Genomic DNA, 15,374 nt, shown 5'->3' with positions numbered 1-15,374 from the left:
ATGAAAATATACTTGAAGATATGGCGACAAGACAGCCTTGCAACGCCCGGTGCAATGAAAGATTACGAGCTGGACAATGTGTCGCAGGATATGTCCTTTTTAGAAATGATGGACCTGCTCAACGAATCGCTCATTCAAAAAAGCGAACGTGTTGTCGAATTTGATCATGATTGCCGCGAGGGTATTTGCGGACAATGCGGTATGATGATCAACGGAAGGGCCCATGGCCCGCTTACGCATACTACTACTTGTCAGCTGCACATGCGCAGTTTTAAAAATGGTGATACAATCTATATTGAACCGTTTCGTGCCGCCTCATTCCCAATAGTGCGGGATTTGAAAATCGACCGGAAAGCATTTGATAAGATCATCCAGGCGGGAGGCTTTATTTCGGCGTCTACCGGCGAAACCCCAGAGGCGAATGGGATACTGATCTCGCATCCAATTGCTGAAGCGGCCTTTGACGCGGCTGCCTGTATTGGTTGCGGCGCTTGTGTGGCCACCTGTAAAAATTCCAGTGCAGACTTATTCACCTCTGCCAAAATCACCCAATTAGCTTTATTACCGCAAGGGCAGATTGAGCGAACTGAAAGGGTTATCGCGATGGTAGACCAGATGGATACCGAGGGTTTTGGGCATTGCACCAATACGGAAGCATGTGAAGTGGAATGCCCCCAGGAAATTTCCGTACTGCATATTGCAAGAATGAATTACGAATACAATAAAGCACTTATCTTATCAGATTGATCATGGCGAATAAAAGAACAATCCTGCTGCTTACCGATTTTACGAAGCGTGCAGAAAGGGCGGCGGATATGGCACTCGAACTCGCAATTAATAGTAACGCTGACCTGCTGATCTACAATTCTATAGTCTCCATTGAGGCATCCGTTATTACCGGGGAACGAAGGTCGCCGGATAAAGAAATTGAAGTAATGGACCATACTAGTGGAGAACGGTTAGACCAGTTGTGGCAGTATTTGAGAACGAAAATGACCAGTGAGCAACAGGCAGCAGTTGTGATTACTTGTAAAAAAGGAATGGGCCCGGTTATGGAAACAATTACTGAGTTGGTTTCTGAAAATGTGATCTGGTTAGTAGTAATGGGTAACCATGTCGATAAAACCATAGCTACTCTGTATTTCGACAGTAATATACCTTCTGTGATGAACTATTGTGGTTGCCCGTTATTACTTGTGCCCTGATGTGTCTGACGCCACTTTTTTGAGTGATAGCGGTCATTTAAGAACTATGTAGAATAACAACCTTGCAGGATAAAATAGATGTGTCAAATTAATGATTTTAATAATCGAGTGTCTGCAACCGACCTTTAATGAAAAGAAATTGTAGGGTGCAACTAAATATGTAAATGGCTGCGTTAGAAATTGGTCGGTAAAACGTATGACATATGTACAGCAAATTTTATATGTATACTGTTGTAGGAGAAAGCTATAAAAATTAAGATTGAAACAGTCGTTAAAACAAGGTGTTATTAAGAAGAACAGCCGATTATTAACAAAATCTTGATATGTACATACATGTTAGTTTGTATTTTATGATAACTTAGGGTAGTTAAACCGTTCAATATATCATCCGGTAAATCATAGGTATTTATATTGCCACCGCCTTTTCATAACGTTCACGGGAAGCTTTGATCTCGGGCATATGGGTGTTCGCCCAATCGTAGAGGTACATCAGCGGCGTCACCAGGCTTTCGCCGAGTGGCGTTAACGCATACTCTACCTTTGGCGGTATCTGTGCGTACATCTTCCGCGTTAAGAGTCCATCGGCTTCCAGCATTTTCAGGGTAACGGTCAGCATTTTCTGCGAGATGCCATCGATCAGCTGGTGCAATTCGTTAAAGCGCAGCGTGCCATGGTCAGAAAGCATAATAACCGTCAGCATCGACCATTTATCGCCCACACGGTTCAAAACATCTTTTACCGGGCAGTCGTCACGGTCGTTATCACATTTTCTTAAAATTTCTTTTTTCATATCCGCCTCATTTTCAACAATAGTTACTTGCAAGTAAGTATCTGACATTCAAGTGCCTTCTTGTTTTTAAACAATACACCGTGTAGCTTTGACTTACTTAAAGTAAGTTAATCAACAAAAGTAATAAAAATAAAATTATGGATCTTAAATTGAATGGAAAAAGAGCGCTGGTCACCGGTTCCAGCGCAGGTTTGGGTGAAGCGATCGCACACTTAATGGCTGCCGAAGGCGCGGAGGTGATTGTTCATGGACGTAACGAGGAACGTGCGGCAGCGGTTGCTAAAAGCATTAATGATACCGGCGGGCGGGCGATTTATGTTTTGGGCGATCTATCGACAGACGAAGGTGCGGATGCCGTAGCCGACGGCGCATTAACAGGCGGTCCCGTTGATATACTGGTAAACAATGCCGGCGCTTACACGCCGAGGCCATGGATGCAGGTAAGTGTGGACGATTGGAGGGATAGCTATAATGTTAATGTGCTGGCCTATGTGCGCATGATACACCGTTTGCTGCCGCCTATGAAAACCCTGGGCTGGGGACGAATGATTCAAATAGGTTCTTCGGGAGGCATTGAGCCTTTTGCTTTGCAGCCGGATTACCTGGCCGCTACCGCTGCACGTCATAACCTCACTGTATCGCTGGCCCGCGAACTTAAGGGCACAGGCATCACTTCGAATACGATAGCTCCCGGACCAATGTTGGTGGAGAACACAAAGAACATGTTGTTAAACATGGCCGGGCAGTTTGGTTGGGGCGATAATTGGGCCGATATTGAGCGCAATGCCGTTGAACAATTTGTGCAGAACGATGTGGGGCGTTTCGGCAAACCGGAGGAAGTGGCAACTGCCGTTGCCTACTTATCCAGCCCCATGGCCGATTATGTTACCGGAGCGCTATTGCGTGTTGATGGCGGGCATACCAGATCTGTTTAATCTCTTAGTGTATTATTATAAGCAACAAAATGAGAAATATTACCGGTTGGGCACTGAGCGGAATCGTCTTGCTACTGATGGCCGCCTCAGCAATCGATAAAATCAGCGGCAGTGCGCATTCATTAGAAATGACGCGTTCCTTTGGCATAACACCTGCCATATATCGCCTGCTGGGTATAGTAGAGTTAACCTCAGTCATTCTTTTTATCATTCCAAAAACAGGACTATTGGGGCTTTTGTTGCTATCCTCTTACCTGGGTGGCGCTATTGCTACCCACTTGCAGCATGGGCAGAGCATTATTTTCCCCGTGGCTGTAGAAGCGCTGATTTGGATTGCAGCATTGATCCGGTATCCGCAATTGTGGCAATGGAACGGAATTCAAAAAATAAATAACTCCGTATAGTCTACCGTATGCATCACCCACTACAAGTCTTTTTTATTTTTTAAACTCTTCAACTACCTGAACTTTTTTCTGGCACAGGCCGTCGACCTTTGTTGTATGGAAAACATTAAGGACATTAAAGAAACCATCCTCACTTACACAAGTGCATGGAATGAGACCAAACGAGAGACCATCCTGGAAAAGATCAGCAAATGCTGGTCACCGGCCGGTACGTATACCGACCGCCTGACAGACACCATTACCGGGCCGGATGCACTCACTGAGCTGATTATCGGTTCGTACGGACAAATGGGGCCAAGAACATTTCAGGTCCTGGCAGAACCACAGGTATAAGAGGCTTTTGACGACACTATGAATTAAACCAATTCTGCGGTTTGTTCAGGTTCTGCCATTCTGCCCAAAGGCATGCCGTCAACCCGGCCAAATAGATATTGCAGGGTTTGTACATTCACTCTTCAAATACTGCTCAACAATACACAGTTACCAGCGATCTAGACATCAAAAAATTTTTCAGGCGTCAGTGGCAAATCTCTTAATCTTTTACCGGTCGCGTTGAAAACGGCGTTAGCGATAGCTGCTGATACTCCGGTTATCCCGATCTCACCAATACCGCGTGCCCCGATAGGCGATATGTGCAGATCGGGTTTACCTATAAAATGTACATCAATAGGAGGTACATCCAAATGTACCGGAACATGGTAATCTGCCAGTGTGCGTGTTACAGGATTGCCCCAGCGTTTATCATATTCCGTAGCCTCCATTAGTGCTGCACCTATCCCAAAGATTACTCCGCCAATAACCTGCGAGCGTGCGGTCTTTTCATTCATGATACGGCCAACGTCCTGCACACTTGTAAACCGTTTAACGCGGATAGTGCCAAAATCTTCATCTACCCAAACTTCGGCAAACTGGGCGCCAAAGGAGTGGAAAGCATAGTGCTTGTTATCACTGTTTTGTTCTGGCGGGGTTTGGCTGGGTGTGCAAAGTGCACTGGGAACAGTAAGGCCATTTCCCGAAACCGGTAATGTTGTTGCGCACGCTTCTATTTCATTTCGCTTTGCACGTTTAAGAATATTTAAGTAAGTTTCATTTTTACCTTCATCACCTTTTACAAATAATTTGCCACCTGCAAAACCAATTTCCTCCGGCTTGCGATTTTTTAGTTCCGAATCAGGGTTGGCAATTGCAAGCGCAGTTAAATCTTTCCTTAACATAACGCAAGCATCCAATGCTGCGGGATGGATACTCGCTGTTGTTTGCGAGCCTCCTGCAAGCGGCGCTGGCGGTAAGCTAGAATCGCCTATTTTAACATCGATCCGGTCAACCGGAATGCCAAGCGCATCTGCTGCTGTTTGTGCCAATACGGTGTATGTGCCCGTACCGATATCTATAGACGCGGTCATCACGGTTACATCGCCTTTGGCGTTCATTACAACCTTTACAGATGCTGCACTGCGGCCGCCCGGATAGGTAGCAGTTGCCATACCATAACCTACCAGGTATTTACCATTTCTTTTTTGTCTCGGTTCGATGCTACGGGACGACCAGCCAAAACGCTCGGCACCAATACGGTAACAATCTAAAAGGAATTCGCTGGAAAAATCGTGACCCTTAACAGGATCTTTAGAAGTATGATTTTTAATCCGGAACTCAACCGGATCCATTTTTAATTGGTAAGCCATCTCGTCCATAGCCGATTCGAGCGCAAACGTGCCGGGTGTTTCGCCAGGTGCGCGCATAAATGTAGGCGTGCTGCGGTTAAGTTGTGCAACATTATAAGTTACCTCGCGAAGCGGTGCCTGGTACAATACAAGCGACTGCTTGCCGCTTGGCTCAAAAAATTGCGTAAGGTTATTATAAGTATCGGTATGGTGACGTACCACGCTTAACTTACCCCCCGAGTCTGTACCCAATGCTACTTGCTGTATGGTTGCGGCGCGATGCCCAACATTAGTTTGCATCATTTGCCGCGTTAGCGCAAGTTTTACCGGCCGGTTAGCTGCTTTGGCAGCCATCGCAACGATAAGAGTGTGCAGCCAAAGCCCTTTAGAACCAAAGCCGCCACCTACAAACGGTGCTATTACATTTACATTTTCAGGCTTTAATCCAAAAAAATAAGCTGCAATGGAACTAGTCATTCCGACGCCCTGTGTAGCGTCATATAACGTGAGCTTCTCAGGGCTTTCCCATACGGCAACGGTAGCATGTGGTTCCATCGGGTGATGGTGTTCAACCGGGGTTGAATAGCTAAGATCTACTTTTTTTGCTGATCCGGCGAGGGGTGCGGCAGCTTTACCATCATTTACCTGGACTTCTTCACCCATGAACATTTTGGGTTTTGTACTATTCGGTAGTTCTGCTTTCAGATCAATCGCAGCTTTTTCAGCAGTATAACGCACTTTTAATTTATATGCTGCTGCACGCGCTTGTTCATACGTTTCGGCTACTACCAGCGCGATGAACTGCCCTGGGTAATGCACTACGTTATCTTGTAGCGGCGGAAGGTTTTCGCCAAGAAATGCAGCACCTGCTTTTGCCTGGGCCTGCATATCCAGCGGCTTTAATTTAAATGAATTCTTATAGCTGATAACGGCAATTACACCGCTTTCCATTTTTGTTGTCTCGTCATCAATCGAAGCGATTTTACCCTTTGCGATGGTAGCACGAACGGGGAAGGCATAAGCCATATTCGGAAAATTATTCTCTGCAGAATAGGTTGCTTTACCACTAACTTTCATTCGGCCATCAATGCGGCTTATTGGTTTACCGGTTTCACTCATGATCTTAATTGTTATTAGTGTTTGTTGAATCTGCTTCCATAGTTCCGTATACGCCGCCTTGCATTGCGCCCTCTAACGCACGTGCTATTGCTTTACTTGCAAGGCCTACTTTATACTTGTTATGCTGTAAAGGTCTTGCATTTTTCAATTCGGCAACTGCTGCTGCCTTGAAATTTGCCTCTGTGGCCTGTTTCCCAATTAGCCATTTCTCGGCAACACTTGCACGCCAGGGTTTATGGGCAACCCCCCCGAGGGCAATCCTGGCCTCTTTGATTGTATTCCCATCTGTCAGCAATGCTGCTGCAACAGAAACAAGGGCAAATGCATAAGATGACCGCTCACGGATTTTTAAGTAATACGACTTATCTGCAAGCCGGTTTGCCGGCAGATCGATGGACGTAATGAATTCGCCCTGCTTTAAATTATTATCTATTTCGGGATGTTCACCCGGAAGCCGGTGAAAATCTGCAAAGGGAATGCTTCGCTTGGTATTATTGGGGCCATCTACGAGCACAACGGCGTCGAGCGCGGCAAGGGCCACGGCCATGTCTGAAGGGTAGGTTGCTACGCATTTTTCCGACCAGCCAAAAATCGCATGATTTTTATTCACCCCATGTAAGGCCCCGCATCCTGAGCCTGGTTCGCGTTTATTACAAGGCATACTAACGTCGTAAAAATAAGTACAACGGGTACGTTGGTTAAGATTACCTGCATTAGTGGCCATATTACGTATCTGTGCGCTGGCACCTGCTAAAATAGCCATAGACAAGAGTGGATAATTTTCCCTTACAAGTTCATGGTTCGCAGTAAATGAATTGGTTGCAGTAGCACCAATGGATACGCCGTCTCCTTTCTTCTCTATCTTACTGTATTTTAATCGTGCTACGTTCACCAGTTCTGTCGGGTGCATCACATCCTCCTTCATCAGGTCGACAATGTTGGTGCCGCCACCAAGATATTTGGCTGATTGATTAGCAGAAACGATCCCGATCGCTGATGTAGTGTCGGTGGGATTTGAGTATTTAAATGGTCTCATAACAGACGCTTAAATTTGAATGATAAAAAGTATTGTCTAAATTGTTCCGTCGGCAAACTGCCAAACCTGGGCCACCGCTTTATCGCCGTGTACTTCCCTTATAGCATCTACAATATTAGGATAAGCGCCGCAACGGCAAATATTACCAGACATGCGTTCCCTGATCTCTTCATCAGAAAGTTTCAAAGATTTCCCTTTTTTACGAACATTGGCGGTTACATAGCTGGCATCGCCTTGTTTTGCTTCAGCTACTAAAGCTACAGCCGAGCAGATCTGACCCGGGGTGCAATAGCCACATTGAAATCCATCGTGTTTTATAAATGATGATTGCATAGGATGCAGCTCGTTACCCGTGGCAAGGCCTTCAATTGTAGTAACCTTTTTATCCTCGCAAGTTGCTGCGAGTGTTAAACAGGATAATACACGTTTTTCGTCCACCAATACGGTACATGCACCACATTGCCCATGATCACAGCCTTTTTTTGAGCCTGTAAGGCCAAGGCGCTCTCTTAGTGTATCAAGCAGCGTCATGCGCGAATCGACCATTAGTTGCTGCGGACTGCCATTTACATTAAATGAGACATTGATTCCATTTTCAATGAATGCCGGTGCTTGCTGTTCGATTGGCGCGCTGCGCGCCATCAATTGTTCAATGCCCAACAGATGAGCGGCCAGCACACTGGTACCGGTCACCGCAAAAAGTTTAAGAAAGTGTCTGCGTTTAATACCCGAAGTGATAATTTCACTCATTTCATCGGGTATCAATTCTTCTATTGCTTTACGTTCTGCCTCTGAAAGGTTGGTTAACTCTGAATGATCTTCCATAAGTTGTGATTATAAGGCTTTATTAATCAAAATATTAAACACAAACCTGAACGTATTGTTTTGTGATAAGTAGTCGTAAAGACGACCAAATTATCGTATAAATTTTGATTGGTTGATCAGGATATTTCGCAATTTAATAGGTTTATCAGGGAGGTCGAAGTAGGGAGACATCTTTTAAACAAAAATTTAACGCATTTGTCTATTTATAATGGAGCCAAAAAAACAACCAGTTACACCGCAGCAGGAATCCTTAACGGATCAGGAAAACGCGAATCAAGAGCAAATTGAAGGGTCTGAACCATCTAAAGAAGAGACAGAGGTGAACCCAGATGATTCAAAGCTTTTAAGGAGTGAATAAGCGCTGAAATAAACTTCTGGTCGATCATTTGTTTTTAATAAGCTTATGAACTGCCTGCATAGCTATTTAAGTATATCTCCGTATCCCAACAGCCCCTGGCTAATAATTCTTAAAAGTTCCGGAAGTAGTAGAATCCAGCTGACTTCCGCTTGAATCAGCAACCAAACAAATCCAAAATTATCTGAGCTTCAAAACAAAGCAAATTGAGCTTTACAACAAATATTAGTTTTTTGCTCCTGACTAATTTTGTATAAATTAAAATAGATAACAATGGAAAGAATTTGGTTTATAACAGGCAGTTCGCGCGGATTAGGGCGAAGCCTGACCGAGGCAATTTTACTGAACGGGGATAAAGTGGCTGCAACTGCACGCGACATTGATAGCTTAAATGATCTGTTGATGCGATATCCGGATAAACTTTACCCTATAAAACTTGATGTTAATGACAAGGATCAGGTTCATAAGGCCATCGCCGGAACCGTTGATCACTTTGGCCGGATAGACATACTGGTGAATAATGCCGGTTTCGGAATTACAGGGGCGGTAGAAGCTTTTAGCGACGAACAAGTGCGCAGCCAGCTGGAAACCAACCTGTACGCACCAATAGAAATTACCCGTGCTGTACTGCCTTACATGCGCCGGCAGCGTTCGGGTCATATCTTACAGATCAGCTCTATGGGTGGCAGGGTTGGCAGCGGTGGCGTTTCTGTCTATCAGGCAGCTAAATTTGGCTTAAGTGGTTTTAGTGAAGGTTTAGCTATTGAAGTGGCAGATTTTGGTATCAAGGTTACCTGCGTTGAACCAGGAGGGTTCCGTACGGATTGGGCTGGAGACTCAATGACCTATGCCACCGAAATTAATGGTTACGATATGGTAAATAAACGAATCCAGCTGTTTAAAGGTGGAGGTTTTAAACCTATTGGTGATCCGGAAAAGGCTGCTAAGGTCATCATCGAATTGGTGAATAATCCCGAGCCGCCTCTTCATTTATTACTGGGTAGCGAGGCGGTTGCTATCGTCAAGCATTCAGAGGCCGCGAAAATTCGGGAACTTGAAAAGTGGGAAAAAGTTAGTTTATCCACCGATAGCGATGACGCTGAGAACTTCCTTAAATCTGAAGCAGGTAAGCGTTTCCTCAATTTAAAAAAATAATCAATAGTGACAAGGTAGCTTTACCTTGTCACTATTAATATCAAACTGGAACTAACGACATGGCCATAAACGAAAGACCTAAAATTGGATATTCCTGTTATTTTATACGTACAAGGGAGGGCGAGCAGTTTGTTCCTGAACATGTCTTTAGCTATCAAATATCCGGTAAGCTAACGATGACGGACAGTGACGGCTGTGCCAATATTTTCAACGAAGGCGACTTCCGATTCATCAGTCGAAACAACCTTGTCAAATATGTTAAGGAGCCGGCAGCCGGCGGCGAATTTAAATCTGTATCTGTTTACCTTGACCAGCAAAGTCTGCGTAATTTTAGTATCAAACACGGCACTGGTTATGTAGCCCAAAAGCTAACTGGTAAAGTTGTTAAGTTGAACCCGCACGCGCTCTATAAAAGCTACATGGAATCGCTTCAGCCATACCGTCTGGACGATTTGGTTATCACGGAGGAATTGCAGCAGTTAAAAGTAGATGAGGCTATAATGATATTACTGCAAACTAACCCCGATCTTGCGAGTGTGTTATTTGATTTTAATGATCCTGGTAAAATAGACCTTGAAGGATTTATGGAAAAGAATTTTCATTTTAACGTTCAAATGAATCGCTTTGCCTACCTGACAGGGCGAAGCCTTGCTACATTCAAACGGGATTTCGAAAAGATTTTTAACACTACGCCAGGTCACTGGTTGCTCGAGCGTCGCTTGAAGGAAGCTTATTACCTGATCAAGGACAAAGGTCGCTCGGCGTCTGATGTTTACCTTGACCTGGGCTTTGAAAACTTATCGCATTTTTCTTATGCGTTTAAAAACAAGTATGGGCTGGCACCATCAAAAATATGATCCGTAAATGAAGATCGTGACAGTAGCAAATCTTAAAGCTTGTATGTTTAGGCATTACTTTAGTAGGGTAATTAGTAACTAGCTTATTTAATTAAACAGCGCATAAAATATCTGTAATGGTTAGCTTTGTAGTACTGCCTATCTACGAAGCATACCATGAAGCCACTGTTGTTATTCGCTTTTTTTTTCTTATTGTCCGGCTCTGTTTTTGCGGCCACGCCGTCGGACAGTTTGTTGACGGTATTACGCAAAGAGATTTCAAAAGAAAACAGTTATGATAAGTTAAAAGAACAGCAAATTGCATCACTCAGGCAACAATTAAATTCAAAAGGATCGGTCGACCTTATTAAAAGGTATGATGTAACCTTAGGCTTGTTCGAGGCATTTAAAGATTACCGTTTTGATTCCACCTTTCACTACGCACAGCAGTTAATCCGGTTGAGCAAACTCCTGCACGACAATAGGAAGGTAGCCGAAAACCGACTGCGCTTAGGCACCACGCTCATCACATCCGGAATGTTCAAAGAAACCTTCGACTGTTTGCGCGAAGTGGACCCAAACGTGCTGGACCGTCAGTTAAAAAAATCTTACTATGTACTGTATTCCTGGGCCTGGTCTGATCTATCCAAATATAATGCTGATCGTTTTTACGCTCCGGAAGATTTAGAAAAGAAATTCCGTTATCTGGATTCGGCCATCATGCTGGCAGATAACGGATCGTTTGAACAGCTTATTCTTAAAGCTCAGCAAAAACCTGGCGCCGGCCCGCATCCGGAACGTTATTATTTAAAACTGATGCAGCAGAAGTTGTCGAAACACGAAGAGGCAATGGTAGTGACGGGATTAAGCCGCTATCGTACCGGCGAAGAAAAGATCCGGTTGCTGGCAATTGCCGCTATTAATGATGTGCAGACGTCGACCTACCGGGCACAGGCAATGATGGACCTGGGCAACACGCTGGCTGAACAGGGCAGGGTTGCCGATGCTTACTTTTTTTTACAGCAGGCAATGGAACAGGCCAACAAATTTGGCGCGCGTTTGCAACGCTATCAAATAGCCAGGATGATTCCTGTTGTGGCGGCCAAACGAGATTTGATGGCGAAACAGGAGCGGGAACGGTTCGTCATCTTTCTGGCTTCAATTTTAGTGGTAACGGTAATTATCGGCCTTATTGGATTTATCGTGTTTGTACAGCTTAGAAAAGTTCGTGCCGGGCAGTTGGTTATCCGTGATAAAAATCAGCTTTTAGCTTTGCAGAATAAACAACTTTGGGAAGCAGGTAAAATTAAAGAAGAGTATATCGGTTTTTTCTTTGGTGAGCTGTCGCGGAATATAGTAAAGCTTGATAAATTAAAGAATAATCTACACCGCAAAGTTAAATCAGGCAGTACAGATGACGTTTTACGTCAATTGGAAAATGTAGATATACAAGCCGAACGCAGACAACTCTTCCATACTTTCGACGGTATTTTTTTAAAATTATTCCCGGATTTTGTTGAGGTGATTAACTCCATGCTTCCTGCCGAAGACCAGCTTAAACCTAAACAGCCCGGTACACTAACTACCCAACTCCGTATTTTTGCCTTGATGCGTTTGGGTGTAAGTAATAACGAAACCATTGCGGCCATATTAGAATACACAGTTAGCACGGTATACACTTACCGTTTCCGTCTAAAATCGAAGGCTTTAGTACCTCCCGAAGACTTTGAACAACGTATTATGGGCATTCAATTAGCCGTTAACTAGGCCGGGTAGGTTAGATTTTTACTCATTCAGAGCTTTTCAAACATCTGTTAAACAGTTGTTTGCCATTTTAACCTCTTTGATTTTTTCGTACCAGTATACCGATAGCTTGTTTTTGCAATATAACAGAGCTTAATTGCATCATTAAACCAATTAATACCGGATCCTATCCGGCATACTACCTAATTTAATGATGAAAAACGCTATCTGTGAAACAGCGCCTCCCTGAAGCGCGTACCTGTCGGGCTGTGCATTTATGCCGGCCAATCAAAATATTATTAACTCAAAAATCATTTTTATGCACAAAAGACTTTTACTTTTTTTGAGCACGTTTGTGCTCGTTATGGCGTTTGCCAACCTTGCAAGCGCCCAAAACAGAACGGTGAGCGGTAAAGTTACCGATGCCGGCGACGCTTCGCCTATGGCAGGCGTAAGTGTTGTTGTAACCGGTACAGCTATTGGTACTACTACCGATGCAAAAGGTAATTACAGCCTAAATGTTGCGCCATCCGCACGCAGCCTTTCTTTCAGCTTTATTGGCTACACAGCTAAAGAGGTAAGTTTAAATGGCCTATCATCAGTTAATGTGAGTCTTGTTGCAGCAAGCAATGCGCTTAAAGAAGTTGTTGTGGTAAGTGTTGGTTACGGAACGCTGGACAAGCGCGAAGTATCAAGCGCGATTACCCACGTATCGGGCAAAGAATTGTTGACCGTATCTGCCAATAACCCTTTAATGTCTTTGCAAGGCAAAGTGGCCGGCTTAAGTATCACCAACACCGCAAACGGCGACCCTAATTCATCGCCAAGCATTCAGCTAAGGGGGGCCTCATCACGTAACGCCGGCCTGGGGCCACTTTACGTAGTGAATGGTATTCCCGGCGGTAATATTGATAATATCAATCAAAACGATATCGAAAGTATAGATGTACTGAAGGGTGGTGCTGCATCGGCTATTTATGGTACGCGTGGCAGTAACGGCGTTATCATCATTACCACTAAAAAGGGTGGTTCGCAATCACGCTTTTTTTACGATGGTTACGCCAGTTGGGATTATGTTACCAACCGTTTAGAAAATCTTTCTGCCGAAGATTTTGTGAAGAACAGGGTACAGAATAAACAAGGACAAGATTACGGCGCACGCACCAACTGGATTGATGCGGTTACTAAATCACCGGCGTTTAGCCAAAAACATACTGTTCAGTTGTCCGGAGGATCGGCAAGAACAAATTACTTTGCATCTGCTGATTACCGCAATGCCGATGGTATCGATCTTCGTGCACATAAAAAAGAATACGGCGCGCGGATAAGTTTGAATCATACTACTGAAGACAACTTTCTGGTAGCTACTTTGAATATAGCACCAAGGTTTTTGCAGACCAGCAATTCCGATCAGGGTAACTTTAACAACGCTTTAACACTTAACCCAACATACCCTATTTATAACAGTACCGGCGCGTTTAATTATCTTAATACCGGATTTTTCTCAAACAACCCTGTTGAGAATGCTACTGTCATAAAATCGGAGTCGGAGATCAAAGAACTTGATGTCAGCGGATCTTTAAGGGCAAATATCCTGCGTAATTTAAGTACTACTGTAACTATTTCAGAGATTAGCAGGTCTGCCCGTAATATGAATTTCAGCCCGTCTACACTTTCATCCGTAGTACAGGCTAACAGAACAAACCAAACTAACTTTGCGCGGCAGGAACAGCAGGAAAATGATCAAAAGAACGTGGAGTGGATAGGCAATTATTCTCTTGATCTAAATAAAAATCATTTCAAGTTACTGGGTGGTTACTCGTACGCTTTATATAACTACAAGCAATTTGCCGCGCAAAATTATGATTTCCCCTTCGATACCTACCTATGGAATAATTTAGGATCAGGTTTGTATAACGGAGGTGCGGCAGGGCAGGGGCAGTCGGCAGTTGGCTCAACACAAAACGGGTCTACGCTAATTGCTTTCTTCGGCAGGCTAAATTATGATTTCGATAACAAATACATCCTTACCGGTAGCCTGCGCCACGAGGGTTCCTCAAAATTTGGTGCGAATAACAAATGGGGTAATTTCCCTGCGATTTCCGGCGCCTGGAGAGTATCAGAAGAAGGCTTTTTTAAGAATTCTGTACCGTGGATAAACGAATTGAAGTTACGGGCCGACTACGGTGTAACAGGTAACCAGGATTTCGGCAATTACTTGTCACTATTACTTTATGGCGGCGCGGGGTATTTCCCTTTCAATGGTGTGCAATACCAGGTATACGGTCCTTCGTCAAACATCAACCCGGATCTGAGCTGGGAACGCGCGTACAACTTTAATACAGGTATCGATTTTACTTTGCTTAACAGCCGCTTAAGCGGATCAATCGATTATTATGTGCGTACCAATAAAGATTTGCTGGGGTACTACAATGTACCATTACCACCAAACCCGCAATCCCAAACATTTACCAACGTGGGTACTATGAAAAACCAGGGTATCGAGGTGACGCTTACAGGTGCGGTTGTAAAGAAGGATAACTTTAGCTATAACATAAGTACAGCTTTCTCTTATAACCGTAACAAGTTTATCTCATTCTCTAACACGCTGTATAAAGGTGCAACATTCCAGGATGTTGCCGGCCTTCCGGCACCAGGTTCGCCGGGTAATATCCAGCGGATTGCAGAGGGCCATAGTATCGGTGAATTTTACACGCTTAAATCGGCCGGTGTAAATGATGCAGGCGCATTACTGGTTTATAAAAAAGATGGGACTATTATCCCGGCTAACCAGGCATCAAACGATGATAAACAATATGTAGGCAACGGTTTGCCAAAATACAATGTATCTATGACGCATAATTTTCGATACAAACGCTTTGACTTGAATGTATTTCTACGCGGTGCATTTGGTTACAAACTGTTTAACACTCCAGCTTTTTATATTGGTACACCATCAAGTCAGTCGGATGCAAACGTGCTTAAATCTGCTTATGACAGCAATAGCAAATACGCTAAACTAACCAGCAATTCTACAACTTCTGTCGCTTCAGATTATTTCTTAGAATCAGGCTCGTTTGTAAAGATCGACAACGTTGCTATGGGTTATACACAGCCGTTAAATTCTAAATACCTTAAATCTGTACGCTTTTATGCGGCAGGCCGCAACCTGCACACGTTTACAGGCTATACCGGTGGCGACCCGGACCTGGTAGAAGTAAATGGCCTTACCCCCGGTGTAAGGACATCGCTTAATTATTATCCGTCTACGCTGCAAATTATAGTGGGCTTGCAGGCAACATTTTAAAAT

14 protein-coding genes are annotated in these 15,374 nt (G+C 44.1%); 10 read left to right on the top strand and 4 right to left on the bottom strand.

All coding sequences use genetic code 11. From position 1 onward, the window contains the following. Both ACE5CV_RS13600 and ACE5CV_RS13595 read left to right on the top strand, forming a co-directional pair. Positions 1–747, top strand: a complete 747-nt coding sequence (locus ACE5CV_RS13600) for a succinate dehydrogenase/fumarate reductase iron-sulfur subunit (RefSeq protein ID WP_374950729.1) — start codon at positions 1–3, stop codon at positions 745–747. Between the two features lie 2 nt (positions 748–749). Then, positions 750–1,205 (top strand): universal stress protein, encoded by a 456-nt coding sequence (locus ACE5CV_RS13595; RefSeq protein ID WP_374950728.1) that lies wholly within the window; start codon positions 750–752, stop codon positions 1,203–1,205. A gap of 406 nt (positions 1,206–1,611) precedes the next feature. On the opposite strand, the gene ACE5CV_RS13590 is transcribed toward ACE5CV_RS13595, so the two are convergent. Beyond that, a complete protein-coding gene (locus tag ACE5CV_RS13590) occupies positions 1,612–2,043 on the bottom strand; it encodes a winged helix-turn-helix transcriptional regulator (protein ID WP_374950727.1) in 432 nt (143 codons plus the stop codon). Positions 2,044–2,132: 89 nt separating this feature from the next. On the opposite strand from ACE5CV_RS13590, the gene ACE5CV_RS13585 reads away from it, so the two are divergent. From ACE5CV_RS13585 to ACE5CV_RS13575, 3 genes are all read left to right on the top strand, one after another. Further along, positions 2,133–2,930 (top strand): SDR family NAD(P)-dependent oxidoreductase, encoded by a 798-nt coding sequence (locus ACE5CV_RS13585; protein WP_374950726.1) that lies wholly within the window; start codon positions 2,133–2,135, stop codon positions 2,928–2,930. Between the two features lie 29 nt (positions 2,931–2,959). Continuing rightward, positions 2,960–3,334, top strand: coding sequence for a DoxX family protein (locus ACE5CV_RS13580; protein ID WP_374950725.1), 375 nt, complete (start codon positions 2,960–2,962; stop codon positions 3,332–3,334). A 96-nt stretch (positions 3,335–3,430) separates the two neighbouring features. Beyond that, positions 3,431–3,667 (top strand): hypothetical protein, encoded by a 237-nt coding sequence (locus ACE5CV_RS13575; RefSeq protein WP_374950724.1) that lies wholly within the window; start codon positions 3,431–3,433, stop codon positions 3,665–3,667. A gap of 158 nt (positions 3,668–3,825) precedes the next feature. Here the strand turns inward: ACE5CV_RS13575 and ACE5CV_RS13570 are convergent, their stop codons facing one another. From ACE5CV_RS13570 to ACE5CV_RS13560, 3 genes are read right to left on the bottom strand one after another with little or no spacing between them, the layout of a single operon-like run. Beyond that, the gene (locus tag ACE5CV_RS13570) at positions 3,826–6,114 is read right to left on the bottom strand and encodes a xanthine dehydrogenase family protein molybdopterin-binding subunit (RefSeq protein ID WP_374950723.1); all 2,289 of its coding nucleotides are present in this window, start codon (positions 6,112–6,114) and stop codon (positions 3,826–3,828) included. Between the two features lie 4 nt (positions 6,115–6,118). After that, positions 6,119–7,150: an FAD binding domain-containing protein gene (locus tag ACE5CV_RS13565; RefSeq protein WP_374950722.1), complete on the bottom strand. Its 1,032-nt coding sequence runs from the start codon at positions 7,148–7,150 to the stop codon at positions 6,119–6,121. Positions 7,151–7,186: 36 nt separating this feature from the next. Next, positions 7,187–7,975, bottom strand: a complete 789-nt coding sequence (locus ACE5CV_RS13560; protein ID WP_374950721.1) for a 2Fe-2S iron-sulfur cluster-binding protein — start codon at positions 7,973–7,975, stop codon at positions 7,187–7,189. Positions 7,976–8,183: 208 nt separating this feature from the next. Between ACE5CV_RS13560 and ACE5CV_RS13555 the strand changes: the two genes are divergently transcribed. The 5 genes from ACE5CV_RS13555 to ACE5CV_RS13535 all read left to right on the top strand — a co-directional run bounded on the left by ACE5CV_RS13555 (position 8,184) and on the right by ACE5CV_RS13535 (position 15,371). Further along, a complete protein-coding gene (locus ACE5CV_RS13555) occupies positions 8,184–8,333 on the top strand; it encodes a hypothetical protein (protein WP_374950720.1) in 150 nt (49 codons plus the stop codon). Between the two features lie 270 nt (positions 8,334–8,603). Continuing rightward, positions 8,604–9,485, top strand: coding sequence for an oxidoreductase (locus ACE5CV_RS13550; protein ID WP_374950719.1), 882 nt, complete (start codon positions 8,604–8,606; stop codon positions 9,483–9,485). A gap of 59 nt (positions 9,486–9,544) precedes the next feature. Then, positions 9,545–10,342 carry a helix-turn-helix domain-containing protein gene (locus ACE5CV_RS13545; RefSeq protein WP_374950718.1) on the top strand — a complete coding sequence of 266 codons (798 nt, stop codon included), beginning with the start codon at positions 9,545–9,547 and terminating at the stop codon, positions 10,340–10,342. Positions 10,343–10,498: 156 nt separating this feature from the next. Then, on the top strand, positions 10,499–12,088 hold the full coding sequence (locus ACE5CV_RS13540) for a DUF6377 domain-containing protein (RefSeq protein ID WP_374950717.1): 1,590 nt from the start codon (positions 10,499–10,501) through the stop codon (positions 12,086–12,088). Positions 12,089–12,383: 295 nt separating this feature from the next. Continuing rightward, positions 12,384–15,371, top strand: a complete 2,988-nt coding sequence (locus ACE5CV_RS13535) for a SusC/RagA family TonB-linked outer membrane protein (RefSeq protein WP_374950716.1) — start codon at positions 12,384–12,386, stop codon at positions 15,369–15,371. Positions 15,372–15,374 lie beyond the last annotated feature (3 nt).

The sequence above is a fragment of the Mucilaginibacter sp. genome (assembly GCF_964263795.1).
Taxonomy (GTDB): domain Bacteria; phylum Bacteroidota; class Bacteroidia; order Sphingobacteriales; family Sphingobacteriaceae; genus Mucilaginibacter.
Note: the sequence above shows the minus strand (reverse complement) of the source record. Positions and strands in the feature narration are given on the sequence as shown.

Bases quoted from the DNA above. Each gene is read 5' to 3' on its own strand.
- ACE5CV_RS13600 (WP_374950729.1), top strand. From the start codon at position 1: ATGAAAATATACTTGAAGATATGGCGACAAGACAGCCTTGCAACGCCC.
- ACE5CV_RS13595 (WP_374950728.1), top strand. From the start codon at position 750: ATGGCGAATAAAAGAACAATCCTGCTGCTTACCGATTTTACGAAGCGT.
- ACE5CV_RS13590 (WP_374950727.1), bottom strand. From the start codon at position 2,043: ATGTCAGATACTTACTTGCAAGTAACTATTGTTGAAAATGAGGCGGAT.
- ACE5CV_RS13585 (WP_374950726.1), top strand. From the start codon at position 2,133: ATGGATCTTAAATTGAATGGAAAAAGAGCGCTGGTCACCGGTTCCAGC.
- ACE5CV_RS13580 (WP_374950725.1), top strand. From the start codon at position 2,960: ATGAGAAATATTACCGGTTGGGCACTGAGCGGAATCGTCTTGCTACTG.
- ACE5CV_RS13575 (WP_374950724.1), top strand. From the start codon at position 3,431: ATGGAAAACATTAAGGACATTAAAGAAACCATCCTCACTTACACAAGT.
- ACE5CV_RS13570 (WP_374950723.1), bottom strand. From the start codon at position 6,114: ATGAGTGAAACCGGTAAACCAATAAGCCGCATTGATGGCCGAATGAAA.
- ACE5CV_RS13565 (WP_374950722.1), bottom strand. From the start codon at position 7,150: ATGAGACCATTTAAATACTCAAATCCCACCGACACTACATCAGCGATC.
- ACE5CV_RS13560 (WP_374950721.1), bottom strand. From the start codon at position 7,975: ATGGAAGATCATTCAGAGTTAACCAACCTTTCAGAGGCAGAACGTAAA.
- ACE5CV_RS13555 (WP_374950720.1), top strand. From the start codon at position 8,184: ATGGAGCCAAAAAAACAACCAGTTACACCGCAGCAGGAATCCTTAACG.
- ACE5CV_RS13550 (WP_374950719.1), top strand. From the start codon at position 8,604: ATGGAAAGAATTTGGTTTATAACAGGCAGTTCGCGCGGATTAGGGCGA.
- ACE5CV_RS13545 (WP_374950718.1), top strand. From the start codon at position 9,545: ATGGCCATAAACGAAAGACCTAAAATTGGATATTCCTGTTATTTTATA.
- ACE5CV_RS13540 (WP_374950717.1), top strand. From the start codon at position 10,499: ATGAAGCCACTGTTGTTATTCGCTTTTTTTTTCTTATTGTCCGGCTCT.
- ACE5CV_RS13535 (WP_374950716.1), top strand. From the start codon at position 12,384: ATGCACAAAAGACTTTTACTTTTTTTGAGCACGTTTGTGCTCGTTATG.